The sequence below is a fragment of the Pseudomonas sp. M2(2023) genome (genome assembly GCF_030263955.1).
GTDB lineage: Bacteria > Pseudomonadota > Gammaproteobacteria > Pseudomonadales > Pseudomonadaceae > Aquipseudomonas > Aquipseudomonas asiatica.
This window is the reverse complement of the sequence record NZ_CP127114.1, coordinates 3320578-3341718: the sequence shown is the minus strand read 5'-3', so window position 1 is coordinate 3341718 and position 21141 is coordinate 3320578. Positions and strand designations below refer to the sequence as shown.

The window sequence follows — 21141 nt, the reverse complement described above, 5'->3', positions numbered from 1 at the left end:
CTGGCAAGGTCATGAATGGACGGTATGTCCGGTAGTAGCGCCCGGTACTTTAGAGCCGCCTCCTTGCTCGGCCCGCCAATGGGGGGATCGCTGACCGGCCATATGACCAGTGAGTTTGGCGCGTACAGGACGATTGGGCAATGCAATCCGTCGCCCGCGTTATTCCAAATGGAAGTAGTGCCATATACGGTAGATATCGAGCCAAGTACAGTAAGCCCTGAGCTTTTGTGATGTGCAACCAGCTCTGATTTATCGCAGTACAAAGGGCGAGGAGTGGAAACGTTTAATTACAACATGCGTGTGCGCTTCCACTCGAAGAAGGGTGCCACCCTTCAGCAATTGAAAACATGTTTGAGGTACGCCACGAAGTTTTCATCCCGGCACTGTGTCTTGCCCGGGCTGTCGGAAATCTTGGCCACTGGTGCCCCATTGCAGGCCGTCATCTTGATCACGATATTCATCGGCTCCACGCCCGGGATATCGCAGGTCAGCCTGGTACCAATGCCAAAGCTCACATTGATCCGCTCATGCAGCGCCCGGTACAACCCCAGCGCCTTGGCAAGGTCCAGCCCGTCGGAAAAGATCAGGGTCTTGCTCTTGGGGTCGATCCCCAGCCGCTCATAGTGGGCAATGGCCTTTTCCGCCCAGGCCAGCGGATCACCCGAATCGTGCCGCAGGCCATCGAACAGCTTGGCGAAGTACAAGTCGAAGTCGCCCAGGAACGCGTCCATGGTAATGCAGTCGGTCAGGGCGATGCCCAGCAGCCCCCGGTACTCCCGCACCCAGCATTCCAGCGCGGCAGCCTGGCTGTCGACCAGGCGCGGGCCGAGTTGCTGGTGAGCCATGAACCACTCGTGCGCCATGGTGCCGATCGGCTTGAGCTGGTATTCGCGGGCCAGGTGCACGTTGCTGGTACCGACAAAGCGGCCCGGGAAGTCACGCTTCAGAATGTGCACCACCTCTTCTTGCACCCGGTAGGAGAAGCGCCGCCGGGTGCCGAAGTCGGCCAGTTGGAAACCGGCCAGTTCTTCGGCGCTGGCCTCGGCCTTCAGCCAGTCGAGGTTCTGATACAGGCGCTCGCGGACCTGCTCGATCACCACCTCGCGATAACGGTAGCGGTTGCGCACCTCGCTGATGATCGCCAGCAGCGGGATCTCGTAGAGAATCACGTGCAACCACGGCCCGCGCACGCGAATCGCCAGTTGCCCGGCATCATCCAGCCCCACCTGCACATAGCGCAGGTTGAAGCGGAACAGGCTGAGAAAACGGATGAAATCCGGTTTGATGAACGGGATCTTCTCCAGATAGGCGAGCTGGTCATGCGTGACGCTGACATCGGCCAGTTGCTCGACCTGATACCGGATTTCCGCCAGGTAAGGTGCGAGGTTCTCGCCGTTACGGCAGCGAAACTCCCATTCCACCTCGGCATTGGGGTAGTTGTGCAGCACCGCCTGCATCATGGTGATCTTGTAGAAATCGGTGTCCAGCAGGTTCTGGATGATGCGTGGGCCGAAAACGCTGTCGCTCATGGGCGGTCTTCCTTGATCAGAGAGAGCTGGTAGTCGAGCGCGGCTTCGTCGCCGCAGAGGATCACGCCCTCGGCGGCCAGGGCGCCACATGCTTCGATGGCGCCTGCCTGGGTGAGGGCGCGGCAGGCCGGCAGGTACAACAGCACCTGGAAGCCGGCCTGGCGCAATTGGCGCGCAGTGGTCCTGACGCAATAGTCCAGGGCCAGGCCACCGACGATCACCGCGCCCACCTGCTGCACCTTGAGGTACTCGATCACCCCGGTGGAGCGGCGTTCGGCCAGGTCGTGGTAGCAGGCGCCGTAGGGGTGCAGGTCGGGCTCGACGCCTTTCCATACGAAATAGTCATAGTCGATGGGGGCCGGCAGGCCGGGCAGCAACTCGAAGCCGGGTGTGCCGGGCACGCAGTGGCTGACCCAGGTCAGGTCGGCGTTGGCCAGCTGCAGGGGCTGCAGCATGTGCGCGGGGTCGGCGACTACCCAGGCGGCGTTGGCCGGGTGGGCGTCCTTGCTGCCCAGGCGCAGGTCGGCGCGTAACGCCATGGTATTAAGATCTACCGCGATTTCATCGCCTTCAGGAACCGGCAGTTCTTGTGGCACGTTGTTGGTGAAGCCGTTCTGGGCGTCGACATCGAAACTGGCGATCTTCATGGCGGTTCTCCTTGCTGACATGGCTATATAGTTCACCTGGTGTATTAAGTATGTCAAGTGCCATCTTGTTCGGGATTTGTTGTTGCCTTACTTATACACCCTGGTGGATTATGAAGGCCTTGAACAAGGAGTCCCCCGGTGAATGCAGTCGAAGTCCTGGCCAGCGTCGATATCGTCGCCCTGCGCATGGCCCCCGAAGCTCAGCATCTGCAGGTGCTGTTGCACCGTCGTGAGCGTGAACCGCATGCCGGCCAATGGGCCTTGCCCGGGGTGATCGTCAATGGCCGCACCCCCGACACCAGCCTGGAAGCTGCGGCCGAGCGTGCACTGCGCGAGAAAACCCAGGTTGTACCGTGCTACATGGAACAGGTAGGTACCGAGGGCAATGCCTTTCGCGACCCGCGTGGATGGTCACTCAGCACCTACTACCTGGCTTTGCTCGAGCCCGGGCAGGCCGTCGAGGGCGAGCAACTGGCGTTTTTCGACTTGGACAGCGTATTGGCGCGCAAGGTGCTGTTGCCCTTTGATCACAACCTGTTGGTGGAGCGCGCCCGTGAGCGGCTGGCGGCGAAGACGGTGTACAGCAGCCTGCCGCTGTACCTGCTGGCGGAGAAGTTCACTGTGCTGGATGCGCTAGGCGCGATGCAGGCTTGCCTGGGGCAGGCGGTGAACAACACCTCGCTGCGCAAACGCCTGGAGCGCTTGCGCGAGCTGGGGTGGGTGAGGGACACCGGGGAGAAGAACCAGCCCAGGCTGGGCCGGCCGCAGCAGTTATATCAGTACACGCCACAGGGGGAGCGGGCGTTCATGTTCGATCGCAGTCTGCTGCCTGAGGGCGCTTAGTCGCTTGCATCAGTGTGCGCAGCGGTTGGCATCCTGTTCTCCGCGGGTGCCTGGCGCGCCGCGTCACTCGTCGCTGTAGTTCATGATCGACAACAGGCGGATGGGTACTTGCACCAACTGCTCGGGGCCGTGCGGGGTCTCGCCGTCGAAGGTCAGGCTGTCACCGGCCTGCATGTGATAGAGCTGGTTGCCGTGCCGGTACACCAGTTCACCCTCCAGCAAGTGGAGGAACTCGGTGCCGGGGTGGGCGAAGGTCGGGAACTCTTCGCTGGCGTCGTCCATGCTCACCATGTACGCCTCGAAGTTCTTCTTCGGCCCCCTGGCGTGATTGAGCAAATGGTAGGTGTGGCCTTTCTCGGTACCGCGGCGCACCACCTCCAGCCCTTCACCGGCTTTCACCAACAAGGCATTGCCGTCGGGCTGGTCATATTGGCTGAACAGCTTGGCCATCGGCATGCCCAGCACATCGCACAGGCGGCTGAGGGTGTCGAGGCTGGTTGATACCTGGGCGTTCTCGATCTTGCTGAGCATGCCTTGGCTGATGCCGGCGATGCGCGCCACGTCGGCGAGCTTGAGGGACTGGGCCTGGCGCTGGCGCTTGATCTGCAGGCCCAGGTACTGCTCCAGGCGAAGGCGCGGTTCGGTTTCGGTTTCGGTTGGCATCGAATGTCCTGCACGGTTTCAGTTCAAGAATAAAGTTTTCGCACTGGGAAAGTGCGAAATGCAGCTACGGTGGCTGCATCTTTCCTCGGGTGAAAACAAGTTTCCCATAAATGGAGCATGGAAATCTGCTTGGGTTTTGGGTTGCCGGTGCGGACCTCTTCGCGGGTGAACCCGCTCCCACAGGCGCGCGAAGAGACCCGAACAGGCACAAGGTTGCACCCTGAACAAAGTTGGCAAGCGCATTGCATTCCTGCTAGGAAAGTAAGTTTCTCATGCGGAATCATTGCCCCTTGCCCAGGAGTGTTCAACCCATGTTGCCAGCAGAAACCCAGCGCACCCTCGATCAGCACGGCATCAAGTACGTGCTGGCACAGTTCGTCGATATCCATGGCTCGGCGAAGACCAAATCGGTGCCGGTCTCGGGCCTGAAGATGGTGGCCGAGGAGGGCGCCGGCTTTGCCGGGTTCGCCATCTGCGGCATGGGCATGGAGCCGCACGGCCCCGACTTCATGGCCCGCGGCGACCTTTCCACCTTGATCCCGGTACCGTGGCAGCCCGGCTACGGCCGGGTGGTGTGCGTAGGCCACGTGAACGGCCAACCCTGGCCCTACGACAGCCGTCATGTGTTGCAGCAGCAGGTGCAGCGCCTGGCCGACAAGGGCTGGACCCTGAACACCGGCCTGGAACCCGAATTCAGCCTGTTCCGCCGCGACGAGGATGGCAAGCTGCAACTGGTGGATGCCTCCGACAACCTCGACAAGCCGTGCTACGACTACAAGGGCCTGTCGCGTTCGCGGCTGTTCCTCGAGCGCCTGACCGAGGCGTTGCAGCCGGTGGGCTTCGACATCTACCAGATCGACCACGAGGACGCCAACGGCCAGTTCGAGATCAACTACACCTACAGCGACGCCATGGAGTCGGCCGATCGCTTCACCTTCTTCCGCATGGCCGCCGGCGAGATCGCCAACGACCTGGGCATGATCTGTTCGTTCATGCCCAAGCCCGACCCCAAGCGCGCCGGCAATGGCATGCACTTCCACCTGTCGCTGGCCAGCAGCACCAACAAGAACCTGTTCCATGACCCGTCCGACAGCAGCGGCATGGGCCTGTCGAAGCTGGCCTACCACTTTGCCGCAGGCCTGCTGGCCCATGGCCCGGCGCTGTGCGCCTTCGCCGCACCCACGGTCAACTCGTACAAGCGCCTGGTGGTCGGCCGCTCGCTTTCCGGCGCCACCTGGGCCCCGGCGTTTGTCGCCTACGGCGCCAACAACCGCTCGGCGATGGTGCGCATCCCTTATGGCCGCCTGGAGTTCCGCCTGCCGGACGCTGGCTGCAACCCCTACCTGGTCACCGCCGCGATCATTGCCGCCGGCCTCGATGGCATCGACCGCCAACTGGAGCCGGGCGAGATGTGCAACGAGAACCTCTACAACCTGAGCCTGGAAGAGATTGCCGCACGTGGCATCAAGACCTTGCCGCAGTCGTTGAAGGAAGCCGCCGACGCCCTGGAGGCCGACCCGCTGTTCCGCGAAGTGCTGGGCGCCGAGATCGTCGATGAGTTCATCAAGCTCAAGCGCATGGAGTGGGTGGAGTACTGCCGCCACGTCTCCGACTGGGAAATCCAGCGTTACACCGAATTCTTCTGAGCGCCCCCAATCCCTTGGGCAGCCAGCACGAAAGCGGTCGCCCACTGCCTAGTAAGGAGCATCATCATGTGTGGAATCGTAGGTCTGTACCTGAAAAAAACCGAGCTGGAAGCCCAGCTCGGCAAGCTCTTCGAACCCATGCTCGAAGCCATGACCGACCGTGGCCCGGACAGCGCCGGCTTTGCCATCTACGGCGACGAAGTGGCCGATGGCTGGGTCAAGCTGACCCTGCAGGCCACTGACGTCAACTACCCCTGGGCGGCCCTGATGGGCCAGCTGGAAGGGCGCCTGGGCTGCTCGCTGGACTGGTTCCAGAACGCCAGCGCTGCAGTGCTCAAGGTACACACCCGCGAGGCGTCGGCCCGCCAGGCCCTGAGCGAACTGGCCCCTGACGTGCGCATCATGAGCGCCGGGCAGAGCATCGAGATCCTCAAGGGCATGGGCCTGCCGGCGGAAATCTCCAGCCGCTTCGGCCTGGTCGGCATGAAAGGCAGCCACATCATCGGCCATACCCGCATGGCCACCGAAAGCGCCGTGACCATGGAGGGCAGCCACCCGTTCTCCACCGGCGCCGACCTGTGCCTGGTGCACAACGGCTCGCTATCCAACCACTTCCGCCTGCGCCAGAAGCTCAAGCGCGAAGGCATCAGCTTCGAGACCGACAACGACACCGAAGTGGCCGCCGGCTACCTGACCTGGCGCCTGCAGCAGGGCGACAGCCTGGCCCAGGCCCTGGATGGCGCCCTGGAAGACCTGGACGGCTTCTTCACCTTTGCCATCGGCACCCGCAATGGCTTTGCCGTGATCCGCGACCCGATCGCCTGCAAACCCGCCGTGCTGGCCGAGACCGACGACTACGTGGCCATGGCCTCGGAGTACCAGGCACTGGCCAGCCTGCCGGGCATCGAGCACGCCAAGGTCTGGGAACCGGCCCCGGCCACCCTGTACGTCTGGGAACGCGAAAGCGCCTGACCTGCCACCGAACCACTGGAGAACCACATGAATACGATCGACCTTTCCAGCACCTCGGTGCGTGTCCTCAACCAGTCCCTGCACGGTGAGGTGCAGGACCACGAATGGCGGGTGACCCACCCCGACGGCAAGCACAACCTGGCCGTGGGCATCAACGCCGCCGTGGCCGTGGATATCGAAGGCCACGCCGGCTACTACTGCGCCGGCATGAACCAGCAGGCCAGCGTCACCGTGCATGGCAACGTCGGTGTCGGCGTGGCCGAGAACATGATGTCCGGCACGGTACGGGTCAAGGGCAGCGCCTCCCAGGCCGCCGGCGCCACAGCCCATGGCGGGCTGCTGGTGATCGAGGGTGATGCCGGCGCGCGCTGCGGTATTTCCATGAAGGGCGTGGATATTGTCGTCGGCGGCAGCATCGGCCACATGAGCTGCTTCATGGGCCAGGCCGGGCGTTTGGTGGTGTGTGGCGATGCCGGCGATGCGCTGGGCGATTCGCTGTACGAGGTGCGCATCTACGTCAAGGGCTCGGTGCAGTCACTGGGTTCGGACTGCATCGAGAAAGAGATGCGCGCCGAGCATCTGCAAGAGCTGCAGGAACTGCTGAACAAGGCCGGCCTGGACCACAAGGCTGCCGATTTCAAACGCTACGGCTCGGCTCGCCAGCTGTACAACTTCAAAGTCGACAACGCCAGCGCGTACTGATCCAGGAGCATTCCCATGAGCGAGCAATTCCCCCCGGTACTGCGTGAGTCGGCCACCTTCGACCGCCTGACCATCCAGGAAATCCAGCGTGCCGCCGAAACCGGCATCTACGACATCCGCGGCGGCGGCACCAAGCGCCGCGTGCCGCACTTCGACGACCTGCTGCTGCTCGGTGCCAGCGTGTCGCGCTACCCGCTGGAAGGCTACCGCGAGAAGTGCGGCACCGATGTGCTGCTGGGCACCCGCTTCGCCAAGAAGCCGATCCACCTGAAAATTCCGGTGACCATCGCCGGCATGAGCTTTGGCGCGCTGTCGGCCAACGCCAAAGAGGCCTTGGGCCGTGGTGCGACCATCGCCGGCACCAGCACCACCACTGGCGACGGCGGCATGACCCCGGAGGAACGCGGCCAGTCGCAGCACCTGGTGTACCAGTACCTGCCGTCGCGCTACGGCATGAACCCCGACGACCTGCGCAAGGCCGATGCCATCGAGATCGTCCTCGGGCAGGGTGCCAAGCCGGGCGGTGGCGGCATGCTGCTGGGCATGAAGGTAACCGAGCGCGTGGCCGGCATGCGCACCTTGCCGATCGGCGTCGACCAGCGTAGCGCCTGTCGCCACCCGGACTGGACCGGGCCGGATGACCTGGCGATCAAGATTGCCGAGATCCGCGAGATCACCGACTGGGAAAAACCCATCTACGTGAAGATCGGCGCCAGCCGCCCGTACTACGACGTGAAGCTGGCGGTGAAGGCTGGTGCCGATGTGATCGTGCTCGACGGCATGCAGGGCGGTACCGCCGCGACTCAGGAAGTGTTCATCGAACACGTTGGCATCCCGATCCTGCCGGCCATTCCGCAGGCAGTGCAGGCGCTGCAGGAAATGGGCATGCACCGCAAGGTGCAGCTGATCGTTTCCGGGGGTATTCGCAATGGCGCCGACGTGGCCAAGGCCATGGCCCTCGGGGCTGATGCGGTGGCCATTGGTACTGCGGCGTTGATCGCGCTGGGTGACAACCACCCTCGGCTGGATGCCGAACTGAAGAAAATCGGTTCTGCGGCCGGTTTCTATGACGACTGGCAGAACGGCCGCGACCCGGCCGGCATTACCACCCAGGACCCGGAGCTGGCCAGGCGCCTGAACCCGGAGGAGGCCGGGCGCCGGCTGGCCAACTACTTGCGGGTGCTTGTGCTGGAGGCGCAGACCATGGCGCGGGCGTGTGGCAAGTCGCACTTGCACAACCTCGACCCGGAGGACCTGGTGGCGTTGACCGTGGAGGCTGCGGCGATGGCACGGGTGCCGTTGGCGGGGACCGCCTGGGTGCCGGGGCAGGCGCAGTATTGAGTTGACCGTCGGGGGCCGCTTTGCGGCCCTTTCGCGACACAAGGCCGCTCCTACAGGGGACCGCGTATCGCCCCCCTGCAGGAGCGGCCTTGTGTCGCGATGGGCTGCAAGGCAGCCCCAGAGCACCTCCACCATTCACACAGGAGTGACTCCATGAAGCACCTCACCCTCGCTGTAATGTTGTTAGCCCTGACCACCCGGGCCCACGCCGCCGACCCCACCCTGGACACCGGCAACACCGCCTGGATGATCTGCGCCGCGATGTTCGTGCTGATGATGTGCATCCCGGGCCTGGCACTGTTCTACGGTGGCATGGTGCGGGCCAAGAACTTCCTCTCGGTATTCACCCAGTTGTTCGCGGTGGCCGGGGTGATCGGCATTCTCTGGGTGCTGTTCGGCTACAGCCTGGTGGTAGACACCACCGGCATGGTCGAGGGCCAGCTGACCCTCAACAGCTTCATTGGCGGGCTGGGCAAGGCGCTGATGCTGGACATCGGCCATGACAGCCTGGTCGGCACCATCCCCGAAGGCGTGTTCGCAGTGTTCCAGCTGACCTTCGCCATCATTACCCCGGCGTTGATCGCCGGTGGTTTTGCCGAGCGCATGAAGTTCAGTGCTTCGTTGCTGTTCATGGCCGCCTGGTTCGTGCTGGTGTACGCGCCGATCGCGCATATGGTCTGGGGCGGGCCGGGGGCGTTGATGGTCAACTGGGGTGTGCTGGACTTTGCCGGCGGTACCGCCGTGCATATCAACTCCGGCGTGGCAGCGCTGGCTGCGGCGTTTATGCTGGGCAAGCGCAAGGGCTACCCGCAGGTGGCCATGCCGCCGCACAACCTCGGTTTCACCCTGGTGGGCGCCGGGTTGCTGTGGGTGGGCTGGTTCGGCTTCAACGTCGGCTCGGGGCTCGCGGCCAACCAGGCGGCAGGGGTGGTGATGCTGGCGACCATGGTGGCGGCCTGTGCGGGGATTGTCGGCTGGTTGCTGACCGAGAAGGTGGCGCATGGTCGGCCGACGGCCTTGGGTGCGGCTTCAGGGGCTTTGGCAGGGTTGGTCGGCATTACCCCGGCCTGTGCATTCGTCGGGCCGTTGGGCGCGCTGGTGATCGGGTTGTTGACCGGGGCCATCTGCTTCTTTGCCGTGACCCGGTTGAAACAGGCGCTGGGTTATGACGACAGCCTGGATGTGTTCGGCCTGCATGGCGTGGGCGGAATGGTCGGCGCGATCCTTACCGGGGTCTTTGCCGCGCCTGCGTTGGGCGGCTATGTGGAGGGTGCATCACCGGTCGGGCAGGCATTGGTGCAGTTGAAGGGGGTGGCGTTCACCTTCGTGTATTGCTTTGTGGTGAGTTGGGCGATTCTGGGGGCGATCAAGCTGACCATCGGCCTTCGGGCCAGCCGGGAAGAGGAAGAACAGGGGCTGGACCTGGCGGAGCACAATGAGCGGGCCTACAACCTCTGATTGATGTGTTGCCTGTATCGGCCTATTCGCGGGTAAACCCGCTCCCACAGGGAAAGCACAGATCCTGAGACGTGCGATATCCCTGTAGGAGCGGGTTCACCCGCGAAGAGGCCAGGACAGTTCGAATCAGTGCCCCATGGCCACCTTGGCACTCATCTGCCGGCGACGGTAGGCGCTATCACGGCTGGCCAGCCACCAGTAAAGCGGCGAAGTAACCGCCAGCCCCACCAGCCACGACAGGTCCGCTCCGTTGATATGCTCGGAAATCGGCCCGACATACAGCGGCGTGTTCATGAACGGGATCTGCACCACGATGCCCACGGCATAGGCGATCAGCGCCTGCGGGTTGTAGCGCCCGTAGATACCGCCATCGACCTGGAAGATCGACTGGATATCGTAGTCACCCTTGTGGATGGCATAGAAGTCGATCAGGTTGATTGCTGTCCACGGCACCAGCACCACCAGCAGCACCAGCACCATGTCGACGAAGTGGCCGATGAAGTCCGCCGAGGCGAACACCGCCACCACGCAGCAGGCCGTCAGTACTACCAGCGACAGCACGGCGCGGCTCTTGGCGGTGGGGATCCAGCGGTGGGCGAAGGTTTGCACCAGGGTGATGATCGACAGCACTGCGCCATACAGGTTGAGTGCGTTGTGGCTGATCACGCTGAGCAGGAACAGCACCAGCATGATCGGGCCGAGGGTACCGGTGGCCAGCTTGACTGCATCCATGGTGTCCATGCCGGCCGGGATCGCCAGCACCGCCACGGCGCCGAAGATGAACGACAGGCTCGAACCCAGGGCCGAGCCCAGGTAGGTAGTCCAGAACGTCGAGCTGACCTTCACGTCCGCCGGCAGGTAGCGCGAGTAGTCCGACACGTAGGGTGCAAAGGCGATCTGCCACAGCGCCGCCAGTGACACGGTGGCCAGCCAGCCGGCCAGGTTGAAGCCGCCGCGGGTGAGGAAGTCGTCGCTTTGCACGTGGCTGAAGATGTAGCCGAAGCCGACCACGATGCCGATACCCAGCACCCAGGTGCCGATGCGGTTGAGCACGTGGATGAAGCGGTAGCCGATGATGCCGATGATGCCCGAGCCCAGCGCACCGATGACGATGCCCACCGGTACCGGCACGGCATCGACCACGCCGTGCAGCGACTTGCCGGCGAGGACGATGTTGGAGGCGAAGAAGCCGATGTACATGACCCCGGCGATCACCACCACCAGCAGCGCGCCGAGCGAGCCGAACTGGGCGCGGCTCTGGATCATCTGCGGGATGCCCATCTGCGGGCCCTGGGCCGAGTGCAGCGCCATCAGTACGCCACCGACCAGGTGGCCGACCAGGATGGCGACGATGCCCCATACCAGGTTCAGGTGGAACAGTTGCACGCCCAGCGCGCCTGTGACGATGGGCAGCGGCGCTATGTTGCCGCCGAACCACAGTGTGAACAGATCCCTTACCTTTCCATGGCGGTCTTGCGGGGGCACGTAGCCGATCGTGTGTTTTTCTATGAGGGGTGCCGAATTGGCTGCACTGGTCATGACTGACTCCAAGGCAAGGTAGGGCATCGGGAGCTGCCCGGGGGCGTGCCGGCGAAGGGCGACGCGTTCTTGTTGGAGCGATGATGCGGGGCGCGGGGATAACGAGAAATTAGTAAATATGTGCCCATAAACCTTAAAAAACCTAAGGCTGACAAAAGGTTAAGCGGGGGACGGTAGCAAGGAGGGTGCCAGGGTACGGGAGGGCTTGGGCTAGAGGGGTTTGGGCAATATGGAGGTAAGAAGCGGTGTGCTTTTCTGGGGCGCCGTGCGCGTTTGCAGGGCAGATAAAAATGTTGCCCGTGTCGGCCCTTTCGCGGGTGAACCCGCTCCCACAGGTAATGCGCATGACTTGAAATCAATGCGGTCAAGGTGGGAGCGGGTTTACGAAAGGGCCGGCACAGGCAACAACGCTACATCGGCAACAACCGATCCTGAATCACCTCTTTCATCACCAGCGTCGAACTCAACCGCTTCACATTGGGAATGCTGGTCAGCTGCTCGTCATACAGCTTCTGGAACGCCGGCAAATCCTTGGCCACCACATGCAGCAGGTAATCCGGGTCGCCAAACAGCCGCTGCGCCTCGACGATCTGCGGGATTTCGGCCAGCGCCGCTTCAAAGTCCGCTACCGGCTGGCGAGTGACTTCGCGCAAGGTCACGAATACCAGCGCGGCAAAGTTCAACCCCAGGGCGCTCGGCGCCAAGCGGGCGTGATAGCCAAGAATCGCCCCGGACTCCTCCAGCGCCTTCAAGCGCCGATGGCAGGGCGACAGGCTGAGCCCCACTCGGTCAGCCAACTCGGTCACCGATAGCCGACCGTCTTTTTGCAGTTCGGCAAGGATTTTTCGATCTGTCCTGTCCATCGAGAAGGATCTTCCAGTAATTGAGGGCTGTTGGGGAATATACGAAAGAAAATCCCTCGGCGGAATCCGTAATCTTTCGTCATCCCAAAGCAGTGGAAAAAGGAAGATTCAATTGGCTCTCAGTGTTCTGACGGCGTTCTGGGCCGTGTCGATGCTGTTCGTGATTACGCCGGGCGCGGACTGGGCCTATGCCATTTCGGCCGGCATGCGGGGGCGCTGGGTGATGCCTGCGGTGGCGGGGATGTTGTCGGGGCATTTCCTCGCGACCCTGGTGGTGGCGGCAGGGGTCGGCAGCCTGCTGGCCGGCCACCCGCTGGCGCTGACCTTGCTGACCCTGGCGGGGTGCAGCTACCTGCTGTGGCTGGGTGGCAACCTGCTGCTGAGCCCGGCCTTGCCGGCGGCCGGGCAGGATGGTGCGGGGGAGTCGGGGTCCCGCTGGGCATTGAAAGGGTTTTGCGTCAGTGGCCTGAACCCGAAAGTGTTTTTGCTGTTCCTGGCGTTGTTGCCGCAGTTCACCGACCCGCAGTCGAGCTGGCCGGTGCCGTTGCAGATCTTGCTGCTGGGCCTGGTGCACCTGTGCAGCTCGTTGGTGATCTACTCGCTGGTCGGTTATGGCGCCAAAGCCGTGTTGAGCACCCGGCCGGGGGCGGCGAAGCTGGTCGGGCGGGTGTCGGGGGTGGCGATGATCACGGTGGCCCTGGGCTTGATAGCCGGCCAGATCAGCTGACTCACTGGCGTGCGTTGGCCGCTCCTACAGGTTGCCGCGTTAACCTGGCAGGCGAGAGCCAAGGGTAAAGACGACATGCATGGCCTCGGATAAACTCGCAGCACTTCAACGCACAACCAGGATGTGCCCCATGCCCGAAACCACGCAACTGCTCACCTTCGCCCTGATCTGCCTCGGCATGGTCCTGACCCCAGGGCCGAACATGATCTACCTGATCTCCCGATCGATCTGCCAGGGCCGCAAGGCCGGTCTGATTTCGTTGGGTGGTGTGGCCCTTGGCTTCGTCATCTACATGTTCTGCGCCGCGCTGGGCATCACCGCCCTGGTGATGGCCGTGCCTTTTGCCTACGACGCGCTGCGCATCGGTGGCGCGCTGTACCTGTTGTACCTGGCCTGGCAGGCGCTGCGCCCTGGTGGCCGGTCGCCGTTCCAGGTTCGCGACCTGCCTGCCGACAGCCCGCGGCGGCTGTTCACCATGGGCTTTGCCACCAGCCTGCTAAACCCCAAGATCGCCGTCATGTACCTGTCGTTGATGCCGCAGTTCATCGAGCCGGGGCATGGCAGCGTGCTGCTGCAGTCGCTGGTGCTGGGGTCGACGCAGATCGCCATCAGCGTTTCGGTCAATGCACTGATCGCGATCATGGCCGGGTCGATCGCCGTATTCCTCGCCGGTCGCCCGCTATGGCAGCAGGTTCAGCGCTGGCTGATGGGTACGGTGCTGGCGGGCCTGGCCGTGCGCATGCTGGCCGAAGGGCGGCGTTGACCGCTAGGCCTCAGGCGGCGGCTCCTGGGGCAGGTACAAGGTAAAGGTGGTGCCCTGGCCCGGCACACTTTTCACCTGCACATCGCCCCCGGACTGCCTGGCAAAACCGAACACCTGCGACAGCCCGAGCCCGGTGCCTTCACCCGGTGCCTTGGTAGTGAAGAACGGGTCGAAGATACGCTCCAGCAGTTCGGTGGCAATGCCGACACCGCTGTCGCTCACCGAAATCGCCGCGAACGGGCCCGGCTGTGGCGCCTGGCCGCGCAGGGCGGGCAGTGACTGGTCAGCCTGCAGGCGCAGCTGCAAGGTGCCTTCGCCGGCCATGGCGTCGCGGCCGTTGAGCATCAGGTTGATTACCGCAGTTTCCAGTTGATTGAGGTCGGCGCGGATATGGCAAGGCGCCTGTGGCAACTGCAGCTCGACCTGGATCCGCGCACCGGTGGCAGTGTCGAGCATGTCGGCCATGGCCTCCAGCCGTGGCCCGGCCTCGAACACTTGCGGGCTCAAGGCCTGGCGGCGGGCGAAGGCCAGTAACTGGCCGGTCAGCTTGGTGCCGCGGTCGACAGTGTCGGACATGGTCTTGAGATAGCGTTCGCGACGCTGTGCATCGAGGTTGGGGCGCTGCAGAAAATGCAGCGACGAGCGAATGATGGTCAGCAGGTTGTTGAAGTCATGAGCCACGCCACCGGTAAGTAGGCCAATGGCTTCGAGCTTTTGGGTCTGGCGCAGCACGGCTTCTGTGTGCAGCAACTGGCTGGTGCGTTCATCCACGCGCTGTTCGAGGGTGGCATTCAGCGCCTCCAGTGCCGCCATGGCTTCGCGGACCTCGGCGTGGGCCTGTACCCGCTGGATATGCGCCCAGCAGCGCTCGGTGACTTCACTGATCAGCGTCTGTTCATAGTGGGTCCACTCCCGTGGCACCTTGTCGTGGATGGCCATCAGCGCGGTCAGTCGGCCGCCTTTGATCAGGGGCATGCAAATGGTCGCGGTAATGCCGATGGCCTGGAAGGTGGCAGCTTCGTCCGGGGACAGCTCGCTCAGGTTGTCCTGGATGACCAACGGCAGGCCATTGCGCAGGCGGCCGAGCGCCAGCTTGCCAAAATCCTGCAATCGATAGCGGCCCAACAGATGCGGCGAGCCGGGCGCCACGGCGTCACCGCAGATGGTGAAACCGTCTTCGTCGGGCTCCATCACCGCATAGGCGCAACTCGACAGTTGCAGGTGCTCGACCAGCATGCGCGTGGTAGTGGCAAGGATCTGGTCCGGGTCGGTGGCGTCTGCCACGGCGCGGCCCAGGTCGTCGAGGAAGTTCAGGCGCTGGTTGGCGAGCACGCTGGCGGTGGTTTCGGTGACTGTATCGAGCATGCCCAGCACCTTGCCGTCGTGGTCGCGTATGGGGCTGTAGCAGAAGGTGAAATAGGCCCGTTCGGGGCCGCCGTTGCGGTCGATGACGAGCGGGAAGTCTTCGATGTACACCGCCTCGCCGGCCAGGGCGCGGTTGGCCATGTGGCCGATGTCGGCCCAGGCCTCCTGCCACACGGCGCGGAAGGGGATGCCCAATGCCGAGGGCTTTTGCCCGAGTATCTGCGAGAAGGCGTCGTTGTGCAGGGTGAGCAGGTCAGGGCCCCAGAGCACGGCTTGCGGAAAGCGCGAGGCCAGGCACAGCGCCAGGCTGGTTTTCAGCGGGTCGGGCCAGTGCTCCAGCGGGCCCAGCGGGGTGGCGGCCCAATCGTGGTTGCGGATGCGCTCGGCCATCAGACCGCCGCCGTCTAGCCATTTTGCCATGTGCACTGCTGGTCCTTTTGCGTAAGGCCTTAAGGGTGCACCGAGAATAGACGCTTGGCGAGGGTTTTGTGTTACGTGTACCGGCCTCTTCGCGGGCTTGCCCGCTCCCACAGGGATAGCACATTGCTCAAGCTTTGCGCCTTACAGGTGGGAGCGGGCAGGCCCGCGAAGAGGCCGGCCCAGGCTAGCGAATGAAGTGCACCTTGCCAGTGTCGTCATTGCCCATGTAGATGCCATAAACCCCGGCTTGCCGCTCGAGGATATAGCGCTCGAGAATCTGCCGGATTGCCGGATAGTAGATTTCATCCCACGGGATCTCGTCCGGCTCGAAGAACCTGTAGGCCAGCGTTTCCGCCCCGTACTGCCCGGTTTCCTCGGTGGCGATGGCGCGGAAGATGATGTAGACCTCGCTTATCTTCGGGACGCTGAAGATCGAGTATGGCGAGACGATTTCGGCTCGTACGCCGCTTTCCTCCCAGACCTCGCGCAGGGCCGCCTGTTCGGTGGTCTCGCCGGCCTCCATGAACCCGGCCGGCAAGGTCCAGGTGCCGGGGCGCGGCGGGATGGCGCGCTGGCACAGCAGGTACTTGCCATCACGCTCGATGATGCAGCCGGCGATGATCTTCGGGTTGATGTAGTGGATGTAGCCGCAGCCGGTGCAGTGCAGGCGTTCGTGGGTGTCGCCTGTGGGAACGCCCCGGGCCAGTTCCGTGGTGCAGTGCGGGCAGTAGCGCGGGGCGTTGGGCATGATCGGTGGCCTGTGGGTTGCTTATATGCGTGGGTCCTTCAAGGCCAGGGGCTCGACCATCTCGCGCACCTTGACGTTGTCATCCTGCTTCTGGCGCAGGTAGTCTAGGGCCACCTTGGCGGCGGCGCGGACGTGGTCGACCGAGGCCTGGTGGGCAACCAGCGGGTCGCCGCTCTTGATCGCCTCGACGATCTTTTCCATTTCGCGGTTGCTGGCGCCGCGGCGGTTCTCCTGCGACACCGAGGTGGCGCGCAGGTAGCTGATGCGCGCCTGCAACTGGCGCAGCTGCTGGGCAGCCACCTGGTTGCCGGAGCCTTCCAGCAGCACATCGTAGAAGCCTTGTACCGAGTCCAGCACCTGTTGCAGTTCGCCTTCCTCGAGGGCTTCGCGGTTGACCTCCAGCGCGCGTTCCAGGGCGCGGATGTCCTTGGCCTTTGCGTTCAGGGTGAACAGCTGCACGATCAGGCCTTCGAGCACGCAGCGCAGCTCGTAGATGTCGCGGGCGTCCTCCAGGGTAATGATGGCCACGCGCGGGCCCTTGGCGTCGGCGAACTCCACCAGGCCTTCGGATTCCAGATGGCGCAGGGCTTCACGCACCGAGGTGCGGCTGACGCCGAGGCGGTCGCAGAGGTCGCGCTCGACCAGGCGATCGCCTGGCAGCAGGTGGAAGTTCATGATCGCGGCGCGCAGCTTGTCGAGCACGATTTCGCGCAGGGTAACGGGGTTGCGATTGACCTTGAAGCTGTCGTCGAGTGGCTGGCGTTTCATCAAGTGCGCTCTTAAAGAGGCTGCCCGGCCGCAACCGCAACAGCACCACGAACCTGGGGTGCTCCTTGCGTGGGTTCGAACAGCCCGGTGTTAACGGGTTGACTCCGCATCGGCTTCAGCGAACGCTTCGCGGGCCAGGCGGAAACTGTCCACCGCCGCGGGCACGCCGCAATAAATGCCGACCTGGAGCAGGATCTCGCGAATCTGTTCACGGCTCAGGCCATTACGCAAGGCGCCGCGAATGTGCAGCTTGAGCTCGTGGGGCCGGTTGAGCGCGGAAATCATGGCCAAGTTTATCATGCTGCGCTCTTTGAGCGACAAGCCTTCGCGGCCCCAGACGTGGCCCCAGCAGTATTCGGTGACCAGCTCCTGCAACGGCTTGGTGAAGTCGTCGGCGTTCTGGATCGAGCGGTTGACGTAGTCCTCGCCCAGTACCTGGGTGCGGATCTGCAGGCCTTTTTCGTACTTTTCATTGCTCATGTGCAGTACTCCGGATTTAAACAGGGTCATTTGCGTTGGCTTCTTCGCGGGTGAACCCGCTCCCACAGGTACTGCACAGGTTTCAGCATCTGTGCGATCCCTGTGGGAGCGGGTTTACCCGCGAAGAAGCCAACGCCGAGCTCAAGGTCCATCAGCCCAGGGGCGGCAGGGCGCCCAGCTTGCCCTTGTGGTAGACCATCGGGGTTACCGGCTCGGCCGGCAGCACCAGGTTCTTCACCGCGCCGACGATGATCGCGTGGTCACCGCCGTCGTACTCGCGCCACAGTTCGCACTCGATGATCGCCGTGGCCTTGGCCAGCAGCGGGTTGCCCAGCTCGCTCAGGTGCCAGTCGATGCCTTTGGCCTTGTCCTTGCCCTTGCCGGCGAAGGCATAGGCCTCGGCGGTCTGGTCGGCGGACAGCAGGTGAATCGCGAACTGCTTGCTGTCACGCAGGATGGGGTAGGTGTCGGAGGCGTAGTTGGGGCAGAACAGCACCAGCGCCGGGTCGATCGACAGCGCGCTGAACGCGCTGGCGGTGATGCCGACGATGCCACCGTCGGCGTCGAGGGTGGTGACCACTGTGACGCCGGACGGGAAGGAGCCCATCACGTCTTTGTAGATGCCTGGTTCGATCATCTCGTGCTACCTCTTAGCGCATCACAAACGGGTCGGGCATCGGCGCGGTGGACAGGTTGATCCACACGGTCTTCAGCTCGGTATAGGCCAGCACCGAATCGATGCCGCTTTCACGGCCGTAGCCGCTGTTCTTGAAGCCACCGATCGGCGCCATGGCCGACACGGCGCGGTAGGTGTTGACCCAGATGATCCCCGAACGCACGTCGCGGGCCAGGCGGTGGGCGCGGCCCAGGTCGCGGGTCCAGATGCCGGCGGCCAGGCCGAACTGCGAGTCGTTGGCGATGGCCAGGGCCTCTTCTTCGGTCTTGAAGCGGATTACCGCGGCAACCGGGCCGAACACCTCTTCCTGCATGATGGTCATCGAGTTGCTGTCGCACTCGAACAGGGTCGGCTCGTAGAACCAGCCGTCACCCTCGACCTCGGCACGCTTGCCGCCCATGTGCAGCTTGGCGCCTTCGGCCTTGGCGGCGGCCACCAGGCCTTCGACCACGGCCAGCTGTTGCGCGGTGGCCATGGGGCCCATTTCGCTGGCATCGTCCTGCGGGTTGCCGATGCGGATGCGCCTGGCGCGGGCGATCAGGCGTTCGACGAACTCGTCGAAGATCTCGTCCTGCACCAGCAGGCGCGAGCCGGCCACGCAGCTTTGCCCGGACGCGGCATAAATGCCTGCCACGGCGCCGTTGATGGCGCTGTCCAGGTCGGCATCGGCGAAGATGATGTTCGGCGACTTGCCGCCCAGCTCCAGCGACAGCTTGGCGAAGTTCTCGGCGCTGCTGCGCACCACGTGGCGGGCGGTGGCGGCGCCGCCGGTGAAGGCGATCTTGCGCACCAGCGGGTGGCGGGTCAGCGCCGCGCCGGTGCTGGGGCCGTAGCCGGTGACCACGTTGACCACACCGGCCGGGAAGCCGGCCTCGAGGGCCAGGCGGGCCAGCTCGAGGATGGTCGCCGAGGCGTGTTCGGACGGCTTGAGCACGATGGTGTTGCCGGCGGCCAGGGCCGGGGCCAGCTTGATTGCGGTGAGGTACAGCGGGCTGTTCCACGGGATGATCCCGGCCACCACGCCGATCGGCTCGTGCACGGTGTAGGCGAACAGGTCGGGCTTGTCCAGCGGCAGGGTGCCGCCTTCAAGCTTGTCGGCAAGGCCCGCCGTGTAGTGGAAGAACTCCGGCAGGTAGCCGACCTGGCCGCGGGTTTCGCGGATCAGCTTGCCGTTGTCACGGCTTTCCAGCTGGGCCAGGTGTTCCTTGTTTTCGGCAATCAGGTCACCCAGGCGACGCAGCAGCTTGCCGCGCGCGGTGGCGGTGATGCTGCGCCATTCCTTGCTGTCGAAGGCACTCTGGGCGGCCTGCACGGCCAGTTCCACATCGGCTTCGTCGGCGTCGGGCAGTTGCGCCCAGGCCTGGGCGGTGGCCGGGTTGAGGCTGTCGAAGGTCTTGCCGCTCTGGGCATCGCGCCATTGGCCGTCGATGCACATCTGGAAACGAACGAGGGTCATGCAACAATCCCCTTGGCGGATTCGGTGAGGGTGCGGGCTTGCGCGAGGAAGTCCAGCAGCATCTTGTTGACTTCACGCGGTGCTTCCACCGGCATCATATGCCGTTGCTCGGCGAGGACCACGCTGTGTGCGCCAGGAATGCTGGCGGCGAGCTGGCGGGTCATGGCCGGGGTGGAGCCCGAGTCGAGTTCGCCGGTGGCGATCAGGGTCGGCACCTGGATGCTGCCCAGGTCGGCGGCACGGTACATGTCCTGGGTGGCGAACAGCGAATAAGTGGTGTGGTAGCCCTGCGGGTCGTTGCTCGCCAGCACCTGGCGAATGGCGGCGACCTGCGCCGGGTTGGCAGCCTTGTATTCACGGCTGAACCAGCGGTCGAGCGCGGCGTCGACGTTGGCGTCGGGGCCAAGCTGCGCAGCCTGGGCGGCGCGGGCGATAACGCCGGCACTCTGCTCGGGGGTGCGGTTGAACACGCTGTTGAGCACTACCAGTGCAGCCAGGCGCTGTGGGTATTCGAGGGCGAACGCCCGGGCGACCAGGCCGCCCATGGAAAAGCCGATCACGGTGGCTTGCGCGATCTGCAGGTGGTCGAGCAGTTCGGCGAGTTGCGCGGCATAACCTTCCAGGCCGATGTCCGCGGCTGGCAGCGCGCTCTGGCCGTGGCCGAGCATGTCGTAGGCGATGACGCGGTAGTCGTTGGCCAGGCCAACGAACTGACCGCCCCACATTTCCTTGTTCAGGCCCACGCCGTGGATCAGTACCACGGGTTGGCCCTGGCCGACGGACAGGTAGCTGGTGCCGGCGGGTGTGCGTTCAGCGACAGGCTGAATCATGGAGGGCGCTCCTTGAAGGTCGGGCGCGGCGGGTAAGCACGCCACGCCCCGGCCCGTCTTGGTTGTTGTTATTGAGCGTTGGCTTTTTCGGCAGCCAGTTCTTCCAGGTCGATGTAGCGGTTGCCGATGCGCGGGTGCAGGCGGCCGCCGTCGGAGGCGCCCAGGACCACGACGATTTCATCGGCGCGCGGGGCATCTTCGATCTGCATTTCCAGGGTGATGTAGTGCGAGCGCAGGCCTTCGTCGTCCTTCTGCATCATCGGGATCTGGATCGAGGTACCCGGGCCGCCGCGCTTGTTGGTGAAGCTCAGGTAGCTCTTGGCCTGTACCGCTTCACGGTAGTGGTTGCCGAAGCGCAGGGTGTGGATCACCGCCGAGGCGTGTTCGATTTCGCCGTCGGCACCGACGACTGCGGCCTTGCCGTAGGCTTCGATCTTGTCGGCGCCGCCGATGGCGGCAGTCAGGCGCTCGACCATCAGGGCACCCAGGTCCGAGCAGTTGGCACGGATTTCCGGCTTCAGATCTTCAACGAAACCGCGACCGGCCCATGGGTTCTTGATCACGACGGCCAGGCCGACCATGGTCACCGGCTTGTCGGTGGCCTTGCCGCCTTCGATGCGGGTCTCTTCGGAGTAGGTGACGATCTTGCGGATTTCGAAACTCATGGGTGGCTCCTGGTGAGGGTTATCAGCTCTTGTTGTCTGA

The 21141-nt window shown here is 63.9% G+C and carries 21 protein-coding genes; 8 read left to right on the top strand and 13 right to left on the bottom strand.

Going from position 1 to position 21141, the window contains the following annotated elements:
- Window positions 1-332: 332 nt before the first annotated feature.
- Window positions 333-1529 (bottom strand): nicotinate phosphoribosyltransferase, encoded by a 1197-nt coding sequence (gene pncB, locus QN085_RS15330; RefSeq protein WP_013973046.1) that lies wholly within the window; start codon window positions 1527-1529, stop codon window positions 333-335.
- Entirely contained in the window at window positions 1526-2176 is a 651-nt protein-coding gene (locus tag QN085_RS15325; RefSeq protein ID WP_013973045.1) for an isochorismatase family protein, read from the bottom strand. The genes pncB and QN085_RS15325 overlap by 4 nt, the downstream gene beginning before the upstream one ends.
- A 138-nt stretch (window positions 2177-2314) precedes the next feature.
- On the opposite strand from QN085_RS15325, the gene QN085_RS15320 reads away from it, so the two are divergent.
- Entirely contained in the window at window positions 2315-3019 is a 705-nt protein-coding gene (locus tag QN085_RS15320) for an NUDIX hydrolase (protein ID WP_013973044.1), read from the top strand.
- Window positions 3020-3082: 63 nt separating this feature from the next.
- Here the strand turns inward: QN085_RS15320 and QN085_RS15315 are convergent, their stop codons facing one another.
- Window positions 3083-3682: a helix-turn-helix domain-containing protein gene (locus tag QN085_RS15315; RefSeq protein ID WP_023661047.1), complete on the bottom strand. Its 600-nt coding sequence runs from the start codon at window positions 3680-3682 to the stop codon at window positions 3083-3085.
- Window positions 3683-3993: 311 nt separating this feature from the next.
- On the opposite strand from QN085_RS15315, the gene glnT reads away from it, so the two are divergent.
- From glnT to QN085_RS15290, 5 genes are all read left to right on the top strand, one after another.
- Window positions 3994-5328, top strand: coding sequence for a type III glutamate--ammonia ligase (glnT, locus tag QN085_RS15310; protein ID WP_013973042.1), 1335 nt, complete (start codon window positions 3994-3996; stop codon window positions 5326-5328).
- Between the two features lie 66 nt (window positions 5329-5394).
- Window positions 5395-6300: a class II glutamine amidotransferase gene (locus tag QN085_RS15305; protein WP_023661046.1), complete on the top strand. Its 906-nt coding sequence runs from the start codon at window positions 5395-5397 to the stop codon at window positions 6298-6300.
- Window positions 6301-6327: 27 nt separating this feature from the next.
- Complete coding sequence (locus tag QN085_RS15300; protein WP_013973040.1) at window positions 6328-7002, top strand: GltB/FmdC/FwdC-like GXGXG domain-containing protein; 675 nt, start codon at window positions 6328-6330, stop codon at window positions 7000-7002.
- Window positions 7003-7017: 15 nt separating this feature from the next.
- Window positions 7018-8343, top strand: a complete 1326-nt coding sequence (locus tag QN085_RS15295) for an FMN-binding glutamate synthase family protein (RefSeq protein ID WP_013973039.1) — start codon at window positions 7018-7020, stop codon at window positions 8341-8343.
- Window positions 8344-8496: 153 nt separating this feature from the next.
- Complete coding sequence (locus QN085_RS15290; protein WP_041505876.1) at window positions 8497-9801, top strand: ammonium transporter; 1305 nt, start codon at window positions 8497-8499, stop codon at window positions 9799-9801.
- Between the two features lie 126 nt (window positions 9802-9927).
- On the opposite strand, the gene QN085_RS15285 is transcribed toward QN085_RS15290, so the two are convergent.
- Entirely contained in the window at window positions 9928-11340 is a 1413-nt protein-coding gene (locus QN085_RS15285; RefSeq protein WP_025338785.1) for a purine-cytosine permease family protein, read from the bottom strand.
- A gap of 410 nt (window positions 11341-11750) precedes the next feature.
- On the bottom strand, window positions 11751-12203 hold the full coding sequence (locus QN085_RS15280; protein WP_015270735.1) for an Lrp/AsnC family transcriptional regulator: 453 nt from the start codon (window positions 12201-12203) through the stop codon (window positions 11751-11753).
- A gap of 112 nt (window positions 12204-12315) precedes the next feature.
- On the opposite strand from QN085_RS15280, the gene QN085_RS15275 reads away from it, so the two are divergent.
- Together QN085_RS15275 and QN085_RS15270 are read left to right on the top strand one after the other, a co-directional pair.
- Window positions 12316-12930, top strand: coding sequence for a LysE family translocator (locus QN085_RS15275; protein ID WP_015270734.1), 615 nt, complete (start codon window positions 12316-12318; stop codon window positions 12928-12930).
- A 130-nt stretch (window positions 12931-13060) separates the two neighbouring features.
- Complete coding sequence (locus tag QN085_RS15270) at window positions 13061-13693, top strand: LysE family translocator (RefSeq protein ID WP_023660833.1); 633 nt, start codon at window positions 13061-13063, stop codon at window positions 13691-13693.
- Window positions 13694-13696: 3 nt separating this feature from the next.
- Here the strand turns inward: QN085_RS15270 and QN085_RS15265 are convergent, their stop codons facing one another.
- The 8 genes from QN085_RS15265 to QN085_RS15230 form a co-directional block, all read right to left on the bottom strand.
- Entirely contained in the window at window positions 13697-15478 is a 1782-nt protein-coding gene (locus QN085_RS15265; RefSeq protein ID WP_023660832.1) for an ATP-binding protein, read from the bottom strand.
- A gap of 184 nt (window positions 15479-15662) precedes the next feature.
- On the bottom strand, window positions 15663-16226 hold the full coding sequence (locus tag QN085_RS15260) for an NUDIX hydrolase (RefSeq protein ID WP_013973032.1): 564 nt from the start codon (window positions 16224-16226) through the stop codon (window positions 15663-15665).
- Between the two features lie 21 nt (window positions 16227-16247).
- Window positions 16248-16994: a GntR family transcriptional regulator gene (locus tag QN085_RS15255; RefSeq protein WP_013973031.1), complete on the bottom strand. Its 747-nt coding sequence runs from the start codon at window positions 16992-16994 to the stop codon at window positions 16248-16250.
- Window positions 16995-17084: 90 nt separating this feature from the next.
- Window positions 17085-17474, bottom strand: a complete 390-nt coding sequence (locus QN085_RS15250; RefSeq protein WP_008100863.1) for a carboxymuconolactone decarboxylase family protein — start codon at window positions 17472-17474, stop codon at window positions 17085-17087.
- Window positions 17475-17625: 151 nt separating this feature from the next.
- Complete coding sequence (locus tag QN085_RS15245) at window positions 17626-18111, bottom strand: flavin reductase family protein (RefSeq protein WP_003258675.1); 486 nt, start codon at window positions 18109-18111, stop codon at window positions 17626-17628.
- A 13-nt stretch (window positions 18112-18124) separates the two neighbouring features.
- Complete coding sequence (locus QN085_RS15240) at window positions 18125-19606, bottom strand: aldehyde dehydrogenase (protein ID WP_041505877.1); 1482 nt, start codon at window positions 19604-19606, stop codon at window positions 18125-18127.
- Window positions 19603-20436 (bottom strand): alpha/beta fold hydrolase, encoded by an 834-nt coding sequence (locus tag QN085_RS15235; protein WP_031324470.1) that lies wholly within the window; start codon window positions 20434-20436, stop codon window positions 19603-19605. Before QN085_RS15235 ends, QN085_RS15240 begins: the two co-directional genes overlap by 4 nt.
- Before the next feature lie 68 nt (window positions 20437-20504).
- Window positions 20505-21101: an amino acid synthesis family protein gene (locus tag QN085_RS15230; protein WP_003258678.1), complete on the bottom strand. Its 597-nt coding sequence runs from the start codon at window positions 21099-21101 to the stop codon at window positions 20505-20507.
- Window positions 21102-21141 lie beyond the last annotated feature (40 nt).

Excerpts from the sequence above, each read along its gene's own strand:
- pncB (WP_013973046.1), bottom strand. The coding sequence starts at position 1,529 with ATGAGCGACAGCGTTTTCGGCCCACGCATCATCCAGAACCTGCTGGAC.
- QN085_RS15325 (WP_013973045.1), bottom strand. The coding sequence starts at position 2,176 with ATGAAGATCGCCAGTTTCGATGTCGACGCCCAGAACGGCTTCACCAAC.
- QN085_RS15315 (WP_023661047.1), bottom strand. The coding sequence starts at position 3,682 with ATGCCAACCGAAACCGAAACCGAACCGCGCCTTCGCCTGGAGCAGTAC.
- glnT (WP_013973042.1), top strand. The coding sequence starts at position 3,994 with ATGTTGCCAGCAGAAACCCAGCGCACCCTCGATCAGCACGGCATCAAG.
- QN085_RS15305 (WP_023661046.1), top strand. The coding sequence starts at position 5,395 with ATGTGTGGAATCGTAGGTCTGTACCTGAAAAAAACCGAGCTGGAAGCC.
- QN085_RS15300 (WP_013973040.1), top strand. The coding sequence starts at position 6,328 with ATGAATACGATCGACCTTTCCAGCACCTCGGTGCGTGTCCTCAACCAG.
- QN085_RS15295 (WP_013973039.1), top strand. The coding sequence starts at position 7,018 with ATGAGCGAGCAATTCCCCCCGGTACTGCGTGAGTCGGCCACCTTCGAC.
- QN085_RS15290 (WP_041505876.1), top strand. The coding sequence starts at position 8,497 with ATGAAGCACCTCACCCTCGCTGTAATGTTGTTAGCCCTGACCACCCGG.
- QN085_RS15285 (WP_025338785.1), bottom strand. The coding sequence starts at position 11,340 with ATGACCAGTGCAGCCAATTCGGCACCCCTCATAGAAAAACACACGATC.
- QN085_RS15280 (WP_015270735.1), bottom strand. The coding sequence starts at position 12,203 with ATGGACAGGACAGATCGAAAAATCCTTGCCGAACTGCAAAAAGACGGT.
- QN085_RS15270 (WP_023660833.1), top strand. The coding sequence starts at position 13,061 with ATGCCCGAAACCACGCAACTGCTCACCTTCGCCCTGATCTGCCTCGGC.
- QN085_RS15265 (WP_023660832.1), bottom strand. The coding sequence starts at position 15,478 with ATGGCAAAATGGCTAGACGGCGGCGGTCTGATGGCCGAGCGCATCCGC.
- QN085_RS15260 (WP_013973032.1), bottom strand. The coding sequence starts at position 16,226 with ATGCCCAACGCCCCGCGCTACTGCCCGCACTGCACCACGGAACTGGCC.
- QN085_RS15255 (WP_013973031.1), bottom strand. The coding sequence starts at position 16,994 with ATGAAACGCCAGCCACTCGACGACAGCTTCAAGGTCAATCGCAACCCC.
- QN085_RS15250 (WP_008100863.1), bottom strand. The coding sequence starts at position 17,474 with ATGAGCAATGAAAAGTACGAAAAAGGCCTGCAGATCCGCACCCAGGTA.
- QN085_RS15245 (WP_003258675.1), bottom strand. The coding sequence starts at position 18,111 with ATGATCGAACCAGGCATCTACAAAGACGTGATGGGCTCCTTCCCGTCC.
- QN085_RS15240 (WP_041505877.1), bottom strand. The coding sequence starts at position 19,606 with ATGACCCTCGTTCGTTTCCAGATGTGCATCGACGGCCAATGGCGCGAT.
- QN085_RS15235 (WP_031324470.1), bottom strand. The coding sequence starts at position 20,436 with ATGATTCAGCCTGTCGCTGAACGCACACCCGCCGGCACCAGCTACCTG.
- QN085_RS15230 (WP_003258678.1), bottom strand. The coding sequence starts at position 21,101 with ATGAGTTTCGAAATCCGCAAGATCGTCACCTACTCCGAAGAGACCCGC.